Annotated in this window: 18 protein-coding genes; 12 read left to right on the forward strand and 6 right to left on the reverse strand. The window is 66.1% G+C overall.

Annotation, left to right across the window (positions count from 1 at the left end; all coding sequences use genetic code 11):
• The 8 genes from FFS49_RS19360 to FFS49_RS19405 all read left to right on the forward strand — a co-directional run.
• Positions 1-906 (forward strand): TolC family protein (locus FFS49_RS19360; RefSeq protein ID WP_171026787.1); only part of this gene is annotated, 906 nt, incomplete at its 5' end.
• Position 907: 1 nt separating this feature from the next.
• On the forward strand, positions 908-2,203 hold the full coding sequence (locus FFS49_RS19365; protein WP_039354046.1) for a copper oxidase: 1,296 nt from the start codon (positions 908-910) through the stop codon (positions 2,201-2,203).
• Between the two features lie 68 nt (positions 2,204-2,271).
• A complete protein-coding gene (locus FFS49_RS19370) occupies positions 2,272-2,619 on the forward strand; it encodes a copper-binding protein (RefSeq protein ID WP_105817363.1) in 348 nt (115 codons plus the stop codon).
• Positions 2,620-2,633: 14 nt separating this feature from the next.
• Complete coding sequence (copC, locus tag FFS49_RS19375; protein ID WP_039354604.1) at positions 2,634-3,014, forward strand: copper homeostasis periplasmic binding protein CopC; 381 nt, start codon at positions 2,634-2,636, stop codon at positions 3,012-3,014.
• Positions 3,011-3,952 carry a CopD family protein gene (locus tag FFS49_RS19380; protein WP_105817362.1) on the forward strand — a complete coding sequence of 314 codons (942 nt, stop codon included), beginning with the start codon at positions 3,011-3,013 and terminating at the stop codon, positions 3,950-3,952. The genes copC and FFS49_RS19380 overlap by 4 nt, the downstream gene beginning before the upstream one ends.
• 221 nt (positions 3,953-4,173) lie before the next feature.
• A complete protein-coding gene (locus FFS49_RS19385) occupies positions 4,174-5,988 on the forward strand; it encodes an ExeM/NucH family extracellular endonuclease (protein ID WP_105817361.1) in 1,815 nt (604 codons plus the stop codon).
• A 711-nt stretch (positions 5,989-6,699) separates the two neighbouring features.
• Complete coding sequence (locus FFS49_RS19400) at positions 6,700-8,544, forward strand: peptidase S10 (RefSeq protein ID WP_105817360.1); 1,845 nt, start codon at positions 6,700-6,702, stop codon at positions 8,542-8,544.
• A 53-nt stretch (positions 8,545-8,597) separates the two neighbouring features.
• A complete protein-coding gene (locus FFS49_RS19405; RefSeq protein ID WP_046196717.1) occupies positions 8,598-9,029 on the forward strand; it encodes a hypothetical protein in 432 nt (143 codons plus the stop codon).
• 80 nt (positions 9,030-9,109) lie between these two features.
• Here the strand turns inward: FFS49_RS19405 and FFS49_RS19410 are convergent, their stop codons facing one another.
• On the reverse strand, positions 9,110-10,114 hold the full coding sequence (locus FFS49_RS19410; RefSeq protein WP_105817359.1) for a helix-turn-helix domain-containing protein: 1,005 nt from the start codon (positions 10,112-10,114) through the stop codon (positions 9,110-9,112).
• A 185-nt stretch (positions 10,115-10,299) separates the two neighbouring features.
• Here FFS49_RS19410 and FFS49_RS19415 point away from each other — a divergent pair, with 185 nt between their 5' ends.
• The gene (locus FFS49_RS19415; protein WP_105817358.1) at positions 10,300-11,547 is read left to right on the forward strand and encodes a D-arabinono-1,4-lactone oxidase; all 1,248 of its coding nucleotides are present in this window, start codon (positions 10,300-10,302) and stop codon (positions 11,545-11,547) included.
• 33 nt (positions 11,548-11,580) lie between these two features.
• Complete coding sequence (locus tag FFS49_RS19420) at positions 11,581-12,360, forward strand: SDR family oxidoreductase (protein WP_105817357.1); 780 nt, start codon at positions 11,581-11,583, stop codon at positions 12,358-12,360.
• 82 nt (positions 12,361-12,442) lie between these two features.
• On the opposite strand, the gene FFS49_RS19425 is transcribed toward FFS49_RS19420, so the two are convergent.
• On the reverse strand, positions 12,443-13,975 hold the full coding sequence (locus FFS49_RS19425) for an amino acid permease (RefSeq protein WP_039354064.1): 1,533 nt from the start codon (positions 13,973-13,975) through the stop codon (positions 12,443-12,445).
• A 372-nt stretch (positions 13,976-14,347) separates the two neighbouring features.
• Positions 14,348-15,358 carry a helix-turn-helix domain-containing protein gene (locus tag FFS49_RS19430; RefSeq protein WP_105817356.1) on the reverse strand — a complete coding sequence of 337 codons (1,011 nt, stop codon included), beginning with the start codon at positions 15,356-15,358 and terminating at the stop codon, positions 14,348-14,350.
• A gap of 88 nt (positions 15,359-15,446) precedes the next feature.
• Between FFS49_RS19430 and FFS49_RS19435 the strand changes: the two genes are divergently transcribed.
• Entirely contained in the window at positions 15,447-16,550 is a 1,104-nt protein-coding gene (locus tag FFS49_RS19435) for a DJ-1/PfpI family protein (protein WP_105817355.1), read from the forward strand.
• A gap of 135 nt (positions 16,551-16,685) precedes the next feature.
• On the opposite strand, the gene FFS49_RS19440 is transcribed toward FFS49_RS19435, so the two are convergent.
• Positions 16,686-18,182: an aminotransferase class V-fold PLP-dependent enzyme gene (locus FFS49_RS19440; protein ID WP_105817354.1), complete on the reverse strand. Its 1,497-nt coding sequence runs from the start codon at positions 18,180-18,182 to the stop codon at positions 16,686-16,688.
• A 199-nt stretch (positions 18,183-18,381) separates the two neighbouring features.
• On the opposite strand from FFS49_RS19440, the gene FFS49_RS19445 reads away from it, so the two are divergent.
• Entirely contained in the window at positions 18,382-18,996 is a 615-nt protein-coding gene (locus tag FFS49_RS19445; protein WP_105817431.1) for an NIPSNAP family protein, read from the forward strand.
• 257 nt (positions 18,997-19,253) lie between these two features.
• Here FFS49_RS19445 and FFS49_RS19450 read toward each other — a convergent pair whose 3' ends face one another.
• Together FFS49_RS19450 and FFS49_RS19455 are read right to left on the reverse strand one after the other, a co-directional pair.
• Positions 19,254-19,586: a TrfB-related DNA-binding protein gene (locus FFS49_RS19450; RefSeq protein WP_171026788.1), complete on the reverse strand. Its 333-nt coding sequence runs from the start codon at positions 19,584-19,586 to the stop codon at positions 19,254-19,256.
• Entirely contained in the window at positions 19,587-19,844 is a 258-nt protein-coding gene (locus tag FFS49_RS19455) for a PAAR domain-containing protein (RefSeq protein WP_105817429.1), read from the reverse strand.
• Between the last annotated feature and the right edge of the window lie 55 nt (positions 19,845-19,899).

Consider the following 19,899-nt stretch of genomic DNA (forward strand, 5'->3'; position numbering starts at 1 on the left):
GAACTCGCGCTGCGCATGCGGCAGGCCGGCAATTTCAGCCGCCTCGATTACGCGCGCGAGCAGGCGTTCCATGCCGATGCGGTTGCGCAGCACGCGAAGGCACGCCAGCAGGCCGTCGCCGCGCGCGAGAAGCTCACGCGTGCGATGGGCCTGTGGGGTGAACGCACGCGGTACGCGCTGCCCGAGCGCCTGCCCGACCTGCCGAAAGCGCGGCCGAACCTGCCCGATCTCGAGCGGTTCGCGATGAGCAACCGCTTCGACATCCAGGCCGCTAAGCTGCAGACGCAGGGCGTCGCGTCGTCGCTCGGCCTGAGCAAGGCGACGCGCTTCGTCAATGCGGTCGACCTCGGTTACGTGAACAACTACGAGACCGGCAAGGGTCACGAGCACGGCTACGAGATCAGCGTCGAGATCCCGCTGTTCGACTGGGGCGGCGCGAAGGTTGCGCGCGCCGAGGCCGTCTACATGCAATCGGCGAACCGCCTCGCGAAGACGGCGATCGACGCACGCTCCGAAGTGCGCGAATCGTATGCGGCATACGTGACGAGCTACGACGTCGCGACCCACTACCGCGACGAAGTCGTGCCGCTGCGCAAGACGATCTCCGACGAACTGCTGCTGCGCTACAACGGGATGCTCGCGAGCGTGTTCGAACTGCTCGCCGATGCGCGCGAACAGGTCGGCGCGGTCAACGGCTACATCGATGCGCTGAAGGACTACTGGCTCGCCGAAACCGATCTGCAGATGGCCGTCGGGGGCCGGCTGCCGTCCGGCCATGCCACGCCGCGTACGACGCAACCGACCCAACCCGAACCCGCTTCAAACGCCGACGCTGCGCCGCAGCGGGCATCGACCCCCGCGGCGCAACCGACGCCCGCGACGCAACCGCATCCGGAAGGTCATTGACATGGTGTCCCGTCGACAATTTCTCAGCGGCTCGGGCGCCGCGCTGCTGGGCGCCGCAATGGTCAGCAAGGCCGGCGCCGCGTCGCTGCCCGAAGCGCCCACGATGGCGAAAGCGGCGACCCAGCCGCCGCTCGTGCCGCCGAACGGCCGTCCCTACACGCCCGTCGCGACGCTGAACGGCTGGACGCTGCCGTGGCGGATGAAGAACGGCTGGAAGGAGTTCCACCTGACGGCCGAGCCCGTCGTGCGCGAGATGGCGCCCGGCATGAACGCGAACCTGTGGGGCTACAACGGCCAGTCGCCGGGCCCGACGATCGAGGCCGTCGAAGGCGACAAGGTGCGGATCTTCGTGACCAACCGGCTGCCCGAGCACACGACGATCCACTGGCACGGGCTGCGGCTGCCGAACGGGATGGACGGCGTCGGCGGCCTGACGCAGCCGCATATCCCGCCCGGCAAGACCTTCGTCTACGAGTTCCAGCTGGAAGCGCACGGCACGTTCATGTATCACCCGCACGCCGACGAGATGGTGCAGATGGCGATGGGGATGATGGGCATGTTCATCGTGCACCCGAAGGATCGCGGCACGATGCCGGTCGATCGCGATTTCGTGTTCCTGCTCGCCGCGTACGACATCGATCCGGGCAGCTACACGCCGCGCGTGAACGAGATGACGGACTTCAACATGTGGACCTTCAACTCGCGCGTGTTCCCGGGCATCGACCCGCTGCCGGTGCGAGCGGGCGACCGCGTGCGGATTCGATTCGGCAACCTGACGATGACGAACCATCCGATCCACCTGCACGGCTACAGCTTCGAAGTCGCGGGCACCGACGGCGGGTGGATTCCGCCGGCTGCGCGCTGGCCGGAAGTGACGGCCGATGTCGCGGTGGGCCAGATGCGCGCGATCGAGTTCACCGCCGATCGCCCGGGCGACTGGGCGTTCCACTGCCACAAGTCGCATCACACGATGAATGCGATGGGCCACCAGGTGCCGAACCTGATCGGCGTGCCGCAGAAGGATCTCGCGCAGCGCATCGGCAAGCTCGTGCCCGACTACATGGCGATGGGCAGCACGGGCGGTGCGATGGGCGGCATGGAGATGCCGTTGCCCGACAACACGCTGCCGATGATGACGGGCACGGGCCCGTTCGGGCCGCTGGAGATGGGCGGCATGTTCACGGTCTGCAAGGTGCGGCAGGGGCTCGGCCGCAACGACTATCGCGATCCGGGCTGGTTCCGGCATCCGAAGGGGACCGTCGCGTACGAGTACACCGGCGAACTGCCGGACGGTTGAGCAGCAGCATACGGCGGCTGCGTGAATGCAGCCGCCGGTTTCGTTTCATTTATTCGGGAGTCGACACGATGAAGAAGGGACTGGGTTTGATGGCAACGGGTTGTGCATTGGCGTTTTCCGCGGCGTCCTACGCGGCCGGCGACGTGGCCGGCATGGACATGAGCGGCGGCGCGACGCAGGCAGCCGCGGCGCAACAGGGCATGTCGCACGGCGAAATCCGCAAGGTCGACACGGCCGCCGGCAAGCTGACGATCAAGCACGGCCCGCTGGACAACCTCGGGATGGACGCGATGACGATGGTGTTCAAGGTGAAGGACCCGGCGATGCTGTCGCAGGTGAAAGCGGGCGACAAGATCGACTTCGTCGCGGAAGACGTGGGCGGCGCGCTGACCGTCGTCGAACTGAAGAAGCCGTGACGCGGAGCGTGCACATGAAGATGACGAACCTCACGCGGCTGGCCGCGATCGTCGCGACCGGCGCGATGCTCGCTGCGGCACCGCTCGCGGCAGCCGCGCACGGCAAGCTGGAACGTGCCGCGCCGGCGACGGGCAGCACGGTCGACATCGCGCCCGACACGGTGCGGCTGACCTTCAACGAAGACCTCGAACCGGCGTTCAGTTCGGTGAAGGTAGCGGATGCGAACGGCAACGCCGTCACGCAGGACACGGCGAAGGTCGATGCGGCGAACCCGCGCGTGATGACGCTCGCGATGCCGAAGCTCGCGCCCGGCGCGTACACGGTGCAGTGGGCGGCGATGACGGCCGACGCGCATCGCACGAAGGGCACCTATACGTTCCGGGTGAAGGGGTGAACGACGGCCTCGTCGGTCTCCTGCGGCTCGTGTCGGTGGCGATCCAGAACGCCGGGTTCGCCGTCGTCGTCGGCGCGCTGCTCGGCCGCCACTGGCTCGCGCACGGCGCATCCGCGTGGCAGCGCGGCATCGGGCGGCGGCTCGTCGCGACGCTGCGCATCGCGTCCGTCGTATCGCTGGTCGCGAGCATCACCGCGTTCTGGGCGCACTGCGCGCTGATGAGCGAGGTGTCGTTGCTCGACGCGGGGCCGGCCGTCTGCTCGATGCTCGCGGGCACCGGGTTCGGTCATGCGTGGCTGGCCGGCGCGGGGTTCATGCTCGTCGTGGTGGTGCTGTCGTTTGTCCGGCGCGGGAACGACACGCGCTTGCGGTTCGCGATGTGGGCCGCGCTCGCCTGCGTCGCACTCGCGCGCAGCAACGGCGGGCATCCGGTGGATGCCGGGTTGTTCAGCGTGCCGGTGTGGATCGACTGGCTGCATCTGCTGGCGATCAGCGCATGGGTCGGGCTCGTGCTCGTGACGGCAGTCGGCGTGATGCCGAGGCTCGTCGGCATGCCCGCAAGCGAGCGCAAGACCGGCGCATCGTTCGTGCAGTCGCTGTCCGATGCGTCGACCTGCGCATTGATCGTGCTGTTCGCGACCGGCGCGTACAACGGCTGGCGCGGCGTCGATACGCCCGCCAACCTGCTCGCGTCGGCGTACGGGCAGATCCTGCTGTTGAAACTCGCGCTCGTGCTGATCGCCGCAGCGCTCGGCGGACACAACCGCTTCTTCGGGATGCCGACTTTGCTGGCCGCGTTGAACGATCCGGCCGCCTCGATGCCGGCCAGCGCGTTGAAACGGTTCGGCACAGTGCTGAGGATCGAGGCGGTCGTGCTCGGCGGCGTGCTGATGGTCGCGGCGGTGCTCGTGTCGAGCGCGTTGCCGGGCACGGTGTAGCGGGGCGGCGCGACGCAGCGGCAGCGAAGGCCCGCGGGGGAGTCGCCTCGTTCACGGCGGATTTTCATCAGACGATTTCCCCGCTTTTTCAGGTGCAAACGTGCGCTCGACGGCGATCGCAGCGCGATCACGATAATTACATCAACCTGTCTCGCGATTACCAAAAACTGTCATTGAGCGCCGCTAAGCTTTCGCCACCCTCACAACCGGGATTCCCCGTCATGCGCTCGACAATCCGCCTCTTCACCCCGCTATTGCTGCTCCCGACGCTCGCCGCGCCGGTTTTCGCCGCCACTGCCGCGCCCGTCAGCGCGAACTGCGGCGGCAGCACGACGCCGATCGCCGATATCCAGGGGCCGGGCGCGCCGTCGCCGCTCGCCGGCCAGAACGTGTCGATCGAAGCGGTCGTCACCGCCGATTTCGGCGGCACGGACGGCTTCGGCGGCTTCTTCGTCCAGCAGGCCGACGCGCAGCGCCGCAACCAGCCGGGCGTGTCCGAAGGGCTGTTCGTCTACGCGCCGAAGGTGCGTGCGACAGCGGGCGACCTCGTGCACGTGACGGGCAAGGTCGAGGAGAAATACGGCCAGACGCAGCTCACGCAGTCGGGGGCGATCGCGGTGTGCGCGAACAACCAGACCGTCACGCCCGTGACGCTCACGCTGCCGGTCGACAGCCCGAACACGTTCGCCGCGTATGAAGGGATGCGGGTGCGCCTGCCGCAGACGCTGAACGTCACCGACAACTACGAACTCGGCCGCTACGGCAGCGTGATGCTCAGCAACGGCCGCCTGCGCACGCCGACGAGCGTCGTGCCGCCCGCCCAGGCGCAAACGCAGATCGAGGCGAACGCACGCAACCGGCTGATCCTCGACGACGGCTCGAACAAGCAGAACCCCGCGACCGTGCCGTACCCGGCGCCGGGCCTGTCGGCCGCGAACACGCTGCGCGCGGGCTACACGGTGCGCGACGTCGAAGGCTTGCTCGAAGTGCGCTACGGCGCATGGCGCGTGCAGCCGCTGCCGGGCGCGGCCGTGCCGGCATTCGACGCGCGCACGAACCCGCGCACCCAAGCACCGGCGCGCGATCCGAAATCGAACCTGCGCGTGGCGTCGTTCAACGTCCTGAACTACTTCAACGGCAACGGTCTCGGCGGCGGTTTCGACGATCCGAACAATCGCGGTGCGAAGAACTTCCAGGAATTCCAGCGCCAGGAAGCGAAGATCGTCAGCGCGCTGAAGGCGATCGACGCCGACGTGATCGGCCTGATGGAAATCCAGAACAACGGCTACGGCGAACTGAGCGCCGTGCGCCAGCTCGCGGCGAAGCTCGGCACCCAATGGCGTGTCGTCGATCCGGGCGTGTCGCGCCTCGGTGGCGATGCGATCACGGTCGCGATGATCTACGACAGCCGCAAGGTCGAACCGGTCGGCCGCGCGGCCACGCTCGCGATCGACGACAAGAACCGCCAGCCGCTCGCGCAGTCGTTCCGGCTGGTCAACGGCAACAAGCAGTCGCTGACGGTGGCCGTGAACCACCTGAAGTCGAAGAACTGCCCGGACGCCGCGAACGACGATCTCGACCAGGGCGACGGCCAGGGCTGCTGGAACCCGACCCGCACGCGCGCGGCGGCGAAGGTGGCCGACTGGCTCGCCGGCAACCCGACGGGCGTCGCAGGCCAGGGCGTGCTGCTGATCGGCGACTTCAACAGCTACACGTACGAAGACCCGATCCGCACGCTCGAATCGCGCGGCTACCGCAACCTCGTCGCGCGCTGGATCGGCGCGAATGCGTACAGCTACGTGTACAACGGCGAAGCCGGCTATCTCGATCACGCGCTCGCGACGCTGCCGCTCGCGTCGCACGTGAAGGCCGTGCACGAATGGCACATCAACGCGGACGAGCCGCTCGCGCTGCAGTACACGCTCGCGTATAAGTCGGCGGAGCAGCAGAAGACGTTCTACGCGCCGGATGCGTATCGTTCGTCGGATCACGATCCGGTGCTGATCGATATCGCGCTGCCGGGCGGAGGGAAGTAACGGCGGATTGAAGGCGGAAGAATCGCGGCGTGCGGCGAGGCTGCATGTCGCGCTTCATTCCGACCGGAAGCGCCGGCAGGAGAAAGGGTAAATAATTCCGCTGATTTTTTGAGGATTGGGAAAATCGGTATTTTATGGATGACGCGATGCGGATAAGCGCAGCGATTGAAGAATGATTGAAGTGACTTGAATCATTGAATGGCAGTCCACGCCTGCCGTCACGCTGAATTAATCGATTCCGGATAATTAAAATGAAAGAATAATTCCGGAGATCTGAAGGCTTTCGAGACGCAACATCAACACCGGTAAAGGATCGCCGCTTGTGCGACAAAAGCGGCGGATTCGGCCGATTAGTGTCGATGGAGCGTGCAATGCACGCATAATCCCGTTTTCTTTCAATTGCCAGACACTGTCCGCCATTAGCATCATTGCGGGTTTTTTAATATCCGAATGATCTTTGACAACGCGGCGCAGCACCGCCTATTTTTGTGTTGTCGTAAATTTGGGTCATATAAAAGTTGTCCAGACTGCAGGGGGCGTCCGAGCACCATTCTCGCCAGCAGTTTGCTGTGTCTGTATCAAGTTCAGTCTCTTAGAAGTCCAATCCCCAACCGCCGACTGCCGACCGTGCAACGCGAGTGGCGGGTCGGCCTGCGCGTTTCGCAGGCGTTGGCGGCCTTTGTGATGCGGTATCCGAACCAAAGGACAGAGATGAAACCAGACAGGAGCTGTACCGGCAGCCGCCGTGGCCGTCACGGCCGGTTGGCCGGGCTAGGTGCATTGACCGTCATGACACTGGCGCTCGCGGCATGCGGCGGCGACGATTCGTCGTCCGTCGGTGCGTCGAGCCTCGCGCAGGCCACCGCCAGCCAGCAGGCCAGCGCGCAACAGGCGGCCGGGCAGACGCCGGCCAACCAGCCGTACGTCGACCCGGTCGCGTATTCGATGAATGCGACCGACGGCCTGGCACCCGGGCAGGTGTCCGAGAAAACCGCCGTCATGCATTACCAGTGGAAAAACGGCGGCACGACCATCAACTACACGACGACCACCGGCCACCTGACCGCGCAGGACGCGAACGGCAATGCGGAAGCGTCGATGTCGTATGTCGCATACACCGCGCCGAGCACGAACGGCAAGCCGCGCCCGGTCACGTTCGTCTATAACGGCGGCCCCGGCTCGTCGTCGATCTGGCTGCGGCTCGGCTCGTTCGCGCCGACCCGCGTGGCCACGCCCGATCCGCTGTTCGGCAGCAACTGGCCGAACTATCCGCTCGTCGACAACGCCGAAAGCCTGATCGACACCACCGACCTCGTTTTCATCGACCCGCCCGGCACCGGGCTGTCGGAAGCCGTGTTGCCGAACACCAACCAGAAGTACTGGGGTTCCGATGCGGACGTGAACATCATGCGCGACTTCATCCAGCGCTACCTGAACGTCAACAGCCGCGGCACGTCACCGATCTACCTGTACGGCGAATCGTACGGCACGCCGCGTACCGACATGCTCGCGCTGGCGCTCGAATCGGCCGGCGTGCACCTGACGGGCATCGTGCTGCAGTCGGCGATCCTGAACTACTTCGCGGATGCGGTGGAAGCCGTGGCGATCACGCAGTCGACGGAGGGGCTGCTGCTCGAGACCGATACCGTGGCCGGCTACCTGCCGGGCTATGCGGCGGTCGCGGCGTACTTCAACCAGGTTTCGCCGGCACCGGTGAACCAGGATCTGTACGCATTCCAGACGGAACTGTTCACGACGCTGATCTACAACCAGCTGCAGAAGTACTCGCAGTCGTGGGTGTTGAGCCAGCTCGGCATTCCGGATGCGCTCGGCACGCCGGTGTTCCCGAGCGACGCGACGCTCAGGCTGTGGTCGATCCCGTCGAGCCTCACGCAGCAGGCGCTGCGCGGCTACTTCAACGCGAATCCGTTCGGCACGAGCCTGCTGCCCGGCACGACGATCGGCCGGTATGACGGACGCGTGTCGTTGCCGAATTCCGATCCGCGCCTGCAGAACGACGGCGACCCGTCCGACATCCTGATTTCGCAGCCGTTCACGAACGCGCTCGCGACGCAGATGCCGGATTACCTCGGCTACACCGCACCGAACGCGACGTACCTGCCGCTGAACGACAACATCATCGGCGTCTGGGACTTCACGCACGACGGCCAGCCGATGCCCGACACGATCCCCGATCTGCTCGGTGCGCTGCAGCTCAACCCGAAGCTTCGCGTGCTCGCGGAGAACGGCTTCCACGATCTCGCGACGCCGTTCTTCAACACCGAGAAGCAACTCGCGCGGCTGCAGACGGTGAATTGCCTGAATCCGAAGCTGCAGGTGAACTTCTTCCAGGGCGGCCACATGATCTACCTGGACGACGTCGCCCGTCCGCAGATGAAGCGGGACCTGAAGACGTTCTACAAGGGGGCGCGGATTCCGACGGCGCTGACGCTGCACACGCTGCCGCCGCCGTGGCCGGATGAAAACCCGCCCAGCGTACCGACCGGCAGCGTCCCGGGCGCGACCGCCGGAACGACGCTGGCTGCGGCCCCGTGAGCGACCCAGAGCGACGGACTCCTTGTCAAAGGAACCCTCTATTCATCCATTGAATGCGAGTGATCATGTCCCTAATCAAATTGATGCGGCGTATGTCTCCGTTGATCGTCCTCGGTGCCGTGACGAGCAGTGCCTACGCGTTGCCGCCGCAGGCGGTCGCGCCGGTGAAGCTGCCGCACGGCGGGCGCGGTGTCGACGGTCCGTTCTTTCCGGCCACGAAAGCGGCGCCGGTGTTGCCGTCGACCGGCGCGACGCTGCAGCAGCAGGCGCAGCAGCGTGTCGATGCGCGGCTCGGCGCCAATACGGTGCTGAGCAACGGTGCGGCCGTGACGAAGGCGCAGGCGCAGAGCAGCGGTCTCGGCTTCGTGTCGAAGCACTTCGACGAGATCGATGCGAAGCACACCGGCCGCGTGACGATGAGCGATGTGCGGCAGTTCATCCAGCAGCGGCAGGTGCAGGCGCAGCAGGAACAGCAGGACGAGTGACGTAGCAGGCAGGGCGGCGGCCGGTGCGGACTCCTGCGCACTGGCCGCCGGAAGGTGAACGACAGGGGGAACGACAGGCGCTAGAGGGCCTGGCGCGCGCAGCGCTTCGCGGTGGCCGACGGCAGTTCGCCGAACATCGCGCGATAGTCCTGCGCAAAACTGCTCAGGTGCCAGAAGCCCCACTTGGTGGCCGCGGACGTCACGGAGCCGCCGAGCCGAAGCTCGCGGCGCACGTGGTTCAGCCGCACGGCCCGCAGGTACGCGATCGGGTTCAGGTTCAACGTATCCTGGAACGCGTATTGCGCGGTGCGCCGGCTGACGCCGAGTTCCACGCACAGCTCGGCGATCGACAGCGGGCAGGTCGACGCATCCTGCAGCCGCTCCCGCACCGCATTGACCAGCGACCAGTATTTCGTCGGGCGCACGATCTGTGCGCCGGCTTCCGGCGTGGCGGCCGTCATCACTTCCGAGATCGCGTACAGCACGGTGCGTTCGAGCAGTTCGATCCTGTCCTGCGTCGTCGCGTCGTCGACGCGTGTGGTCCTGACGGCGGCGGCCAGTGTCTGGCGCAGCAGGTCGCGCAGGTGATCGGCCACACCGGTCGCCATCGGGATCACCGGCGCGTGGGTTTGCGCGCGCAGCGACGCGGCCACCGAGCGCAGCGCCTGCGTCGACAGTTTCTCCGGCTCGATTTCGACGTTCACGAGCAGATGGCGGTCGGGCGAATAGAACTCGAATTGCGGCTGGCTGGAAAACACGTGCAGGCTGTCGCGCCCGCTCTTCTCGCCGCACAGGCGCGCATGCCCTTCCAGTTCCAGCGGCACGGCCACGGCGATCCGCTCCGTCGGCACCGCGCCTTGCTGCAGGATGACCTTGTCGAGATCCTCGACCAGCAGCTTGATGCCGCCCAGCGACACGATCGACGACGAGCCATGAAACCTCCCGCCCGAGATCTGCGTGTAGTTCATGTTCCAGCCGTCGAACGAGCGCGCCTGCTCCTCCACGTCGGTAAACGCGCAGAACGTGACCGTTCGCGCGAACAGCGCGTTGCCGGAGAAATCGCTCGGATGGGCAGACGGCGTCATCGAGGGCGGAGGGCGGAGGACGGGAACGGGCGGGCCGGATCGATTCATTCTAGTCGCTCGCCGCGCCGGTCAAAAATGTGCCGGATGGGCGTCGCCTCGCCAAAACCCTGACTTGCCGAAATCCGATAGTGGAAAACCTTTCGGCACCCTATCGTTGGCACCAATACGACGCTGGAGAGACGGTGATGGAACTTCCCCGTGGCGGATTCTGGAGAAACTGGGTCGGCAATCAGTCGTGCATGGCCGCGCACCTGGCATCGCCGGCGAGCGAGGACGAGATCGCGGCGCTGGTGCATGCCGCGGCGCGGCAAGGCAAGCACGTGCGATGCGCGGGGTCGGGGCACTCGTTCACGCCCGTGGTGGCCACCAGCGGCCTGCTGCTGTCGCTGCAGGATTACCAGGGCATCGTCGATGTCGACGAAGCACGCAAGCGCGTGACCGTGAAGGCCGGCACGAAGATCAATGCGGTGACGCGCCACCTGAAGGAACTCGGCCTGTCGCTGGTCAACCAGGGCGACATCGATTCGCAGGCGATTGCCGGTGCGCTGGCCACCGGCACGCACGGCACGGGGGCGACGCTGAGCAACCTGTCGTCGCAGGTCGTCGGGATGCGCATCGTGCGCCCGGACGGCTCGATCATGCAGGTCAGCGACCGGCAGGACCTCGACCTGCTGCATGCGACCCAGGTGAACATCGGGATGTTCGGCGTGGTGTCGGAGATCACGCTGCAGGTGACCGATGCGTTCTGGCTGCACGACCGCGTGTGGCGCGAGGACTTCGACGCGCTGATGGAGCAATACGACGACCTGGCCGCGAAGCACCGGCACTTCGGCTTCTTCTGGTGCCCGACCTCCGCCAGCCGCGATCTCTACTGCCTGCCCGACACCACGAAGGTGTCGAATTCGAAGAAGGACTACGACGTGTGCGAGATCAAGGTGATGGATGTCACCGACGCGCGCACGTTCCATGAAGGCGAGCACGAGAAGATCGCCTACAGCTCGGAGGTGTACGCGATCCACTACGTGCCGAACTTCCACGAGCTCGAGTACGCGGTGCCCGCGCACCACGGCAAGGAGGCGCTGCGCCGCGTGCGCGAGCTCATCCTCACGAAACACCGCGACTGTATTTTCCCGGTCGAATACCGCTTCACGAAGGGCGATCCGGCGTGGATCAGCCCGTTCAACCACCAGGACAGCGTCACGATTTCATGCTCGGGCGGGCCGAACGGTGTCGACTACTGGCCGTTCCTGAAGGACGTCGACACGATCCTGCGCGACTACGGCTCGCGTCCTCACTGGGGCAAGCTGCATTTCACGAACCGCGAGGATGTCGATCGCTGGTTCCCCAAGGCCGAAGCGTTCCGCGCGCTGCGCCGCAGCGTGGACCCCGAAGGCACCTTCCTCAACGATCACCTGCGGACGCTGTTCAGTTGAGCAGACCGAACGAACCAGACTGGAGAACGAAGCATGAATGTCAAGATTGACGGCCGCCTGGCCGGCAAGGTCGCGATCGTGAGCGGCGGCGCCGGCGGCTGCGGCGGCGCGGCGTCAGAACTGTTCGCCGCCCAGGGCGCGAAGGTCGCGATCGTCGACCGCGACGGCGACGCAGCCGAAACGCTTGCGTCCCGGCTGCGCGACGCGGGCCTGCAGGCGATCGGCCTCGGCGCCGACGTGTCGAAACAGGCGGACGTCCAGCAGGCCGTGAGCGCCGCGCGTGAGCAGTACGGCAACGCGGACATCCTGTTCAACCACGCCGGCACGCTGATCGTCAAACCGTTCCTCGACATCGAGGAGTCGGAATGGGACTGGCTGATGGGCGTGAACGTGAAGAGCATGTTCCTGATGACGAAGGCGGTGCTGCCGCAGATGCTGGAGAAGGGGCGCGGCAGCATCGTCTGTACGTCGTCGATTTCGGCCGTGTGCGCGACACCGGGCGAAGTGCTGTACGACGCGACCAAGGGCGCGTGCCACATGTTCGCGCGGGCGATAGCGGTCGAGTATCGCGACCGCGGCATTCGTTGCAACGCGCTTGCGCCGGGGTTCATCCGCACGCCGCACGGGATGCGCGAACTTCGGGATCTGCAGGCGATGGGTGTCGACGCGACCGAGGCAGCGATCGCCGTGCAGCAAGGCCGCCTGTGCGAACCGTCGGAAGTCGCGGCCGCCGCGCTGTTCCTCGCGTCCGACGAGTCGAGTTTCGTCAACGGCACGCACCTGTTCGTCGACAACTGCTTCTCCGCCGTCTGATTCTCGCTTTACGTTGCGACAAAAAACCGACTCGCGGCACGAAGCCGGCGAGTCGGTTTTTTTCAGCCTGCTTCGAAACGCGTCAGACAGTCGGATCGACGTTCGCCTCGAGTTCGCGGATGCGGTCGAGATTGCGCGTGTCCTTCAGCACCGGCGGCCCCGCGAACGTGTTGCGCACGCCGAAGCCATACCAGATCACCATCAGCACCGCGACGAAACCGACGAGCACGTACAGCACCTTCTCGTTCGGCGGCTGGATGCCGACGTACGCGAGCACGCAGGCGCCGACCAGCGCGAGCAGCGCACACGGCTTCGACCAGATCCCCAGTTGAAACGGGCCCTTGTCGGTCCACGAGCGGCCTTCGGCCAGCATCCCGGAGCCGATCGGCATCGCATACGAGATGAACAGGAACACCGCGCTGCCGGCGCTCAGAACCGAGAACGCATCGCCGTACAGCGTGACGACGATCGCGAGCACCGCACATGTCCAGATCGCGGGGCCGGGCGTCCGGTGCGTCGGGTTCACGCTGCGCAGCAGCTTCGACGCCGGCAGCCCGCCGTCGCGTGCAAAGGCGTACACCATCCGCGACGTCGACATGATCGCGGCGAGCCCGCACACGTAGTTGATGAAGAACATCGCGAGTTCGAGCGTGACGCGCAGCGTCTTCGGAATCGGCGCGAGAATCGCTTCGAAAAATCCGGTGCCCTGCTTCATGCTGGCGGTCAGGTCGGGCATCACCAGCACGAACGCGCACACCATCACGTAGCCGAACACCGCGGACCAGAACACCGATCCGATGATGCCGCGCGGCACGTTTTTGGCCGCGTCGTGCGTCTCTTCCGACGTGTGCGCGGAAGCATCGAAGCCGGTGATCGTGTAGGTCACGAGCAGCAGGCCGGACAGGAACGCGAGCGGCGTGGCCTGCTTCGGCCATGCGCCGCCGTCGACGCCGGTGAAATTGGTGAACGTCACCAGCCGATGCGCATCGAACGCGACCGGCGAGTAGACGAGCAGCGACACCACGAGCGCGATCGTCACCACGAAGATGAGATAGCCCGACAGGTCGGTGATCCTGCTCGCGATCCGGATGCCGCGCGCATTCAGGATTGCCTGCGAGATCGTGATGAACGCGATGAATGCCGTCTGATGCCACCAGGTCAGGCTGTCCGGGCTGACGCCGAACATCGGCGCGATCAGCGTCTTGAAGAACGGATCGTAGGTGCCGAAATTGATCGCGGCGATCACGAAGATCAGGCCGAGCAGGTTGAGCCACGCGGTCATCCACCCCCATTTCTTCCCGCCGAGGATCGCGCCCCAGTGATAGAGGCCGCCGGCCGTCGGAAACGCGGACGCGATCTGCGACATCGACACCGCGACGATCAGCGCGAACAGCGAGCCCAACGGCCAGCCGAGGCCGATCGACGCGCCGCCGGTGGCGGAAAACGCGAGCTGGAACGCGGTAATGCCGCCCGACAGGATGCAGATCACGGAAAACGACACCGCGAAGTTCGAGAAACCGCTCATACGTCTCGACAGTTCCTGCGCATAGCCCATCTTGTGCAGCAGGCTTACGTCACTGTCGGTGCCTGAATCAGGCTGGAGTTTTGCATCCATGGTCGCTCCGTCACGAATGTCCTGCGTGGCAGGACCGTCATCGCCGCCCGGGCCAGGCAAGCCGGCCCGCTCCTGGGATTCGTCGGCGGCTCGCGATGCCGTGTCGAGCGGTCATCGCTTTCCAGTCCGATGCGTGAACGGTATGAAATCAAATCTCCCGGCTCTATCAGATTTCGGCAATCCAGTAAAAAACCGGACTGATGCACCGGAACAGGGCTCGTCGCACCGTCTCGTCGCCGGGAGGACCGGGCGCGTGACGGATGCGCGGCGGCGGCGACGGGCGGTCGCCGGATCGCCGGATCGCCGGATCGCCGGATCGCCGGATCGCCGCCAGGCAAGCCGCCCCGGACGCACGCGGGAACCGGGGACGGCCTACTCCGTTTGCGACATGTCGCGTCGCGATCCGAAGCGGGCGCGATAGTCGCGCGGCGATACGCCGACCTGTTTCGCGAACGCGCGCTGCAGCGCGTCGACGCTGCCGAATCCCGACCGCTCGGCGATGCGTTCGAGCGGCCAGTCGGCCCGCTCCAGCAGCGCTTTCGCGCGCTCGACGCGTGCTGCCAGGACGAACTGCGCGGGCGATCGTCCGGTCTCCTTGAGGAAATTGCGCGCAAACGTGCGTTCGCTCATGTGCATCCGCGCGGCCAGTGCGGCGACGCCGAGATCGCCGGCCGGATCGTCGGCGATCTCGGCGAGCAGGGTGCGCATGCGCGGCGTCGCGTTGGCCAGCGTGCCGAGCCCGACGCTGAACTGCGCCTGTCCGCCGGGACGGTGCATGAACAGCACGAGTTCGCGTGCGACCGCGAGCGCGGTCGGCGCACCGCAATCCGCCTCGACGAGTGCAAGACACAGATCGATGCCGGCCGTCACGCCGGCCGACGTATGGAACGGCGGATCGCTGACGTAGATCGCGTCCGGTTCGATCCGCGCGTCGGGACACAGCGCCTGCAACATCGCGCACTGGTTCCAGTGTGTGGTCGCGCGCCTGCCGTCCAACCATCCGCCGGCGGCCAGCACGAACGCACCCGTGCAGATGCTCGCGATGCGCCGCGTGTCCGCGATCCGCGTGCGCAGCCACGGCAGCACGCCGGCTTCCGACGCGGCGTGGCGCAGCGCCGCTTCATTGCCGCCGGCGACGATGATCGTGTCGATCCGCTCGGGCAGCGCCGCGAGCGCGGCCGTGCCGGCGAGGCGCAGGCCCGCGTGCGTGACGATGTCGTCCCCGTGTTGCGACGCGAGCGTGAGCCGGTACGGCACGGCATGGCCGGGAAGGTGACGGTTCGCGACCGCGAACACTTCCATCGGGCCCGTGACGTCGAGCGACTGGACGCCTTCGAAGCCGACGACGACGATGTCGCGCGCCGGGCAGGTTGACTGGGACATGGCGGAAAGTGCGGTGGAGTTGTCCTTGTGACCGCGAGCATGATCCTTGTAATTTTCCGGACATGCAATCGACGGATGCGGGTGAACGATGCGGGGATGGAAGACAGGCGGGGCAGGGCTGCTCGTGTGCGCGATGCTGGGCGCGTGTGCGGCGGGGTGGCATGTGCCTGCGGTGGCGGAGGATGCGCCGCCGGTCGCACAAGCGCTCATGATCGGCGCGCCGAAGGCGGGCCGCACGCGGCCGCTCGTGGCGATCGTCGCGGACAACGCCGGAACGGAGACGACCGATTTCATCGTGCCGTACGCGATGCTGAAGGCGTCCGGGGCGGTCGATGTCGTCACCGTATCGGCCGACGAAGGCGAGGTCGAACTGATGCCCGCGCTGCGCATGCTGGCCGATACGACGTTCGACCGGTTCGATGCCGCGACCGCTGCGGGGGCCGACGTGGTGATCGTGCCGGCGTTGCACCGCGCGGACGGCCCGGCCGTACTGGCATGGTTGCGCAAGCAGGCCGTTGCCGGCGCAACGATGGTGGCGATCTGCGAGGGCGCGGAAGTGCTCGCGAATGCGGGCCTGTTGCAGCAGCGCACGGCGACGTCCCACTGGTATGCGCGCGACGGCCTGCGCCGGCGCTTTGCCGATACGGCGTGGGTCGACGATCGCCGCTATGTGATGGACGGCAACGTCATGACGACGACCGGCGTATCGGCGTCGATTCCCGCTTCGCTGGCGTTGGTGGATGCGCTGGCCGGGCCGGCAGCGGCGCGCGAGACTGCGCGGCGCGTCGGCGTGCACGCATGGAGTGACGTTCACGACGGTAGCCGGTTTGCGTTGACTGCGCGTGCGGTGGCGGTCGCGCTGACGAACCGCGTCGCGCTCTGGCGGCACGAGACGTTCGATCTTCCGGTAGAAACCGGGTTCGACGAGCTTGCGGTTGCGTTGACCGCCGACGCGTGGGCGCGGACCTGGCGCAGTGACGTCGTCGCGACGGCTGACGCGCGCGTGATCGAGTCGAAGTACGGGCTGCGGTTGCTGGCGCAGCCGGCGAACGTCCGGCACGCGCGCATGACGATGTCGGCTGACCGGCGCGGCGAAGCGGTGCTGCCCGGTGTGCTCGACGACATCGCGGCACGCTATGGCGATACGACCTCAGGCTGGGTAGCGCTGCAACTGGAGTATCCGAAGCAGTAGCCGTCGTGCGTGCCGCGCTTGTAACGGAATTCACCGGCGCCGGGCAGCGGAAATGTCGAGGCGCGGCCGTTTCATGTCGTTCTCCTCGCGAACGCTGTGCCGCTCACGCGCTGGCGGGGCGATGTTCCTGATCGATCAGACAGAGGCCGGGGCTTCGGCCGTCCGCCGGGCGGACAGCCGGCTCCACAGCAAGCCGGAGCGATTGCCGCTGCGGCAATACGCGAGCACCGGCTTCTGCAGCGTGTCGATCAGCTCACCGAATGCGTCGATCTCCGCATCGCCGATGCCGTCGCGCTCGACCGGCAGGTAGCGCGCTTCGATGCCCAGTTCGCGGGCCGCCGCGGCGATTTCGTCGAATGCCGGATGTACGTCGCCTTCGCCGTCGGGACGGTTGCAGATGACCGAGCGGAAGCCGGCATTGCGGATCGCCTTCAGGTCGGCCGGCGTGATCTGCCGCGACGCGGAGAAGCCGTTCGCCGCCGTCGCGCGACACTGCTCGATCGCGTGGCGGAAACAGGCGATCGCGAAGTCGACGTCCTGCTCCGTCGTGAAGCGGCCGAAGCTCACGCGCACTGTGCGGCCCGCCGTTTCGGCGTCGAGGCCGATCGCGGTCAGCACGTGGGACGGTGCGCCGCTGGTCGAGTTGCATGCGGACGTCGACGACACGGCGAGCGCTTCGCCGAGCATGAACGGGAAGAAGCCCGGCGTGTTCACCGTCAGGCTCAGCGTGTGCGGGATCCGGCGTGCCGTGGCCGCGTTCTGCGTGACGTCGCCAAGTGCGACCAGCGCGTCCGTTAGGCGGGCGCCGAGCGCCGCGATCCGTGCGGCTTCGCCGTCGAGCTTGTCGGCGGCCAGTTCGCATGCAACGCCCATGCCGACGATCTGGTGCGTCGCGAGCGTGCCCGAACGCAAGCCGCGCTCATGCCCGCCGCCATGAATCTGAGGGGCGATCCGGTGCGCGATGTCGCGGCGGACGAACAGCGCGCCGATGCCCTTCGGGCCGTACACCTTGTGCGCGGACATCGACAGCATGTCGATGCCGAGCGCGCGCACGTCGATCGGCGTCTTGCCGAGCGCCTGTGCGGCGTCGACATGGAGCAGCGCGCCCGCGTCATGCACGATGCGCGAGATTGCGCCAATATCGGTCAGCGTGCCGAGCTCGTTGTTCACGAGCATCAGCGACACGAGGCCCGTATCGGGGCCGATCGCGGCCGCGACCGAGTCGGCGGTGATCTCGCCGTCTCGCGTGGGCGTCAGGAACGTGACCGACGCGCCGTGCTTCGCCAGGTTCGCCATCGTATCGAGAATGGCCTTGTGCTCGATGCGGCTCGTAATCAGGTGGCGCTTGCCGGTCGCGTTTTCCGCATAGCCCTTCAGCGCGAGGTTGTTCGATTCGGTGGCGCCCGACGTCCAGACGATCTCGTCGGCGTCCGCGCCGATCAGCGCGGCGACTTGTGCGCGGGCCTGCTCGACCTTGTCTTTCGCGAGCCGGCCGGCGGCGTGCGAGCTCGATGCCGGGTTGCCGAAGATGCCGTCGAAGCCGAGGCAGGCCGTCATCGCTTCGATCACGCGCGGATCGGCGGGCGTCGTGGCGGCGTAGTCGAGGTAGTGCAGCGGGGTGGTGTCGCTCATGTCCTTCTCATGCTCGTTTCTTTCGGAATGGAAGAAATGATACGGGGGACAGAAGGGAAAAAGGATCCAAAGTTGGCTGGTGATTCAGCTTGATATGGAATAACGTTTTATCGGAATGTGGATTGGGGGAATTTATTTTTCATGTGGCGAGCGGGTGCGATGCACGTGTCCGCAGCCCATTTTGCGAGGGATGATCGACATGCAGTATGAACTGACAACGCTGTCGTGTTTGCTGCTGGAGCAGGATGCCGTTTCCGCCGGTGCGCATCGGTGGGTATCGGATCCGGGGGCCGCGGGGCGCCTCCTCGGCGCGTGGCGTTCGGAAATCGGCGAGCTGGGGCAGATCGTCGTATTGCGAGGCTTCGACGATGTCGACGAACTGCGGCAGGAGCGCCGTCGTGCGTTGATGAGCGGCGGGCCGTTCAATATCGACGGTGACCATGTGGGTCTCAGCATGGAAACCTACGAACTCTTTCCGTTCCTGCCCGAGATCGAGCCGTCGAAACTCGGCAGGTTCTACGAACTTCGCCGCTACTGGCTCAAACCGGCCGGGATCGCGCCGACGATCGCCGCGTGGGAGCAGGCCGTCGGCCCGGCCGAAGCCTATACGTCGCATCTCGTCGCGAACCTGTACGCGATCGATGGGCCGCCTCGCATTGCCCATATCTGGGGATTCTCGAGCCTGGAGGAGCGCATGGCATTGCGCGCGCGCCACTATGCGGAAGGGCTTTGGCCGCCCAAGGGCGGGCCGCAGCAGATCGAGCGGGCCACGTCGACGATTTGCCTGCCGGAGGCGTGGTCGCCGCTGTGCTGAACTTTCGTTGAATCGCCGATGAGGCCGCTTCGCCTCGTGCTGTCGAGGGCAGCACGAGGCGAAGGCTGGTGCCGGATATTCTCCGCCAGTCTCAGGGATGGAATGCCGGCCGGCCTGAGGGCCGAATTACGGCGTCGGCACGCCGGCACGCAACGCGATCGTCGCGTACCGGGCCGCATCCGGAATGATCGAAAACTTCCTGTGACGTAAAAGCTGTTGTGAATTGGGTTTGAGAGACGGTCCGGGGCGGGAATCGATCAGGTTGCCGTATCTTGTTCATTCTGATTCGCCAATCGATATGCATCCCGCACCCATGCCTGGAGTGCGGGCTCATATCTGGCCGGGATCGTGATCGTGAGGGTGGTGAGGCGCGTGCAGTTTGCCGGTAGATCCAGATACCGCTGCCACGCCTTACGTACAAGCTGCGACATCGCGGAACCCGTCATGCCGACTTCCGCCGCCACAGCCCGCTGCGATCGGCCCTTGACGAAAATCTCGTGCCGGGCCCACTGGTTCAAGGGCTTGATTCGTGTATTTTGCATGCGCAACAGACGGAACTGTTCGGCAGTCATGCGTCGGGTCTTTTGCATTCAAACTCGCCCGGAAGTGTGAAGTGAAGAAATCAAGGTCGCGCCGCATGAAGTCTTGTGACCATCGAAGGCAGCGTCTCGACCTTCGACCTCGAATGCCGCGTCGCCTTCGGCAATCGTGCACGTACCGTGAATCGGACACGAACACACGTCGCCGATGCGGGCGACCGAGCGCCCCATCACCTTGCTCGTTCCGGCTCCGGATTCGACCCGGCCGCCGTGGGTATGGACGTCGCCTACCCGGATAATTCCTCGCATATGACTCATTCCCCGAATGATTGGCGTGGTGCTCGCGTTCGCATGCGACGTGCCG

Source organism: Burkholderia sp. 4NA327C6, assembly GCF_005502655.1.
Classification (GTDB): Bacteria; Pseudomonadota; Gammaproteobacteria; order Burkholderiales; family Burkholderiaceae; genus Burkholderia; species Burkholderia contaminans.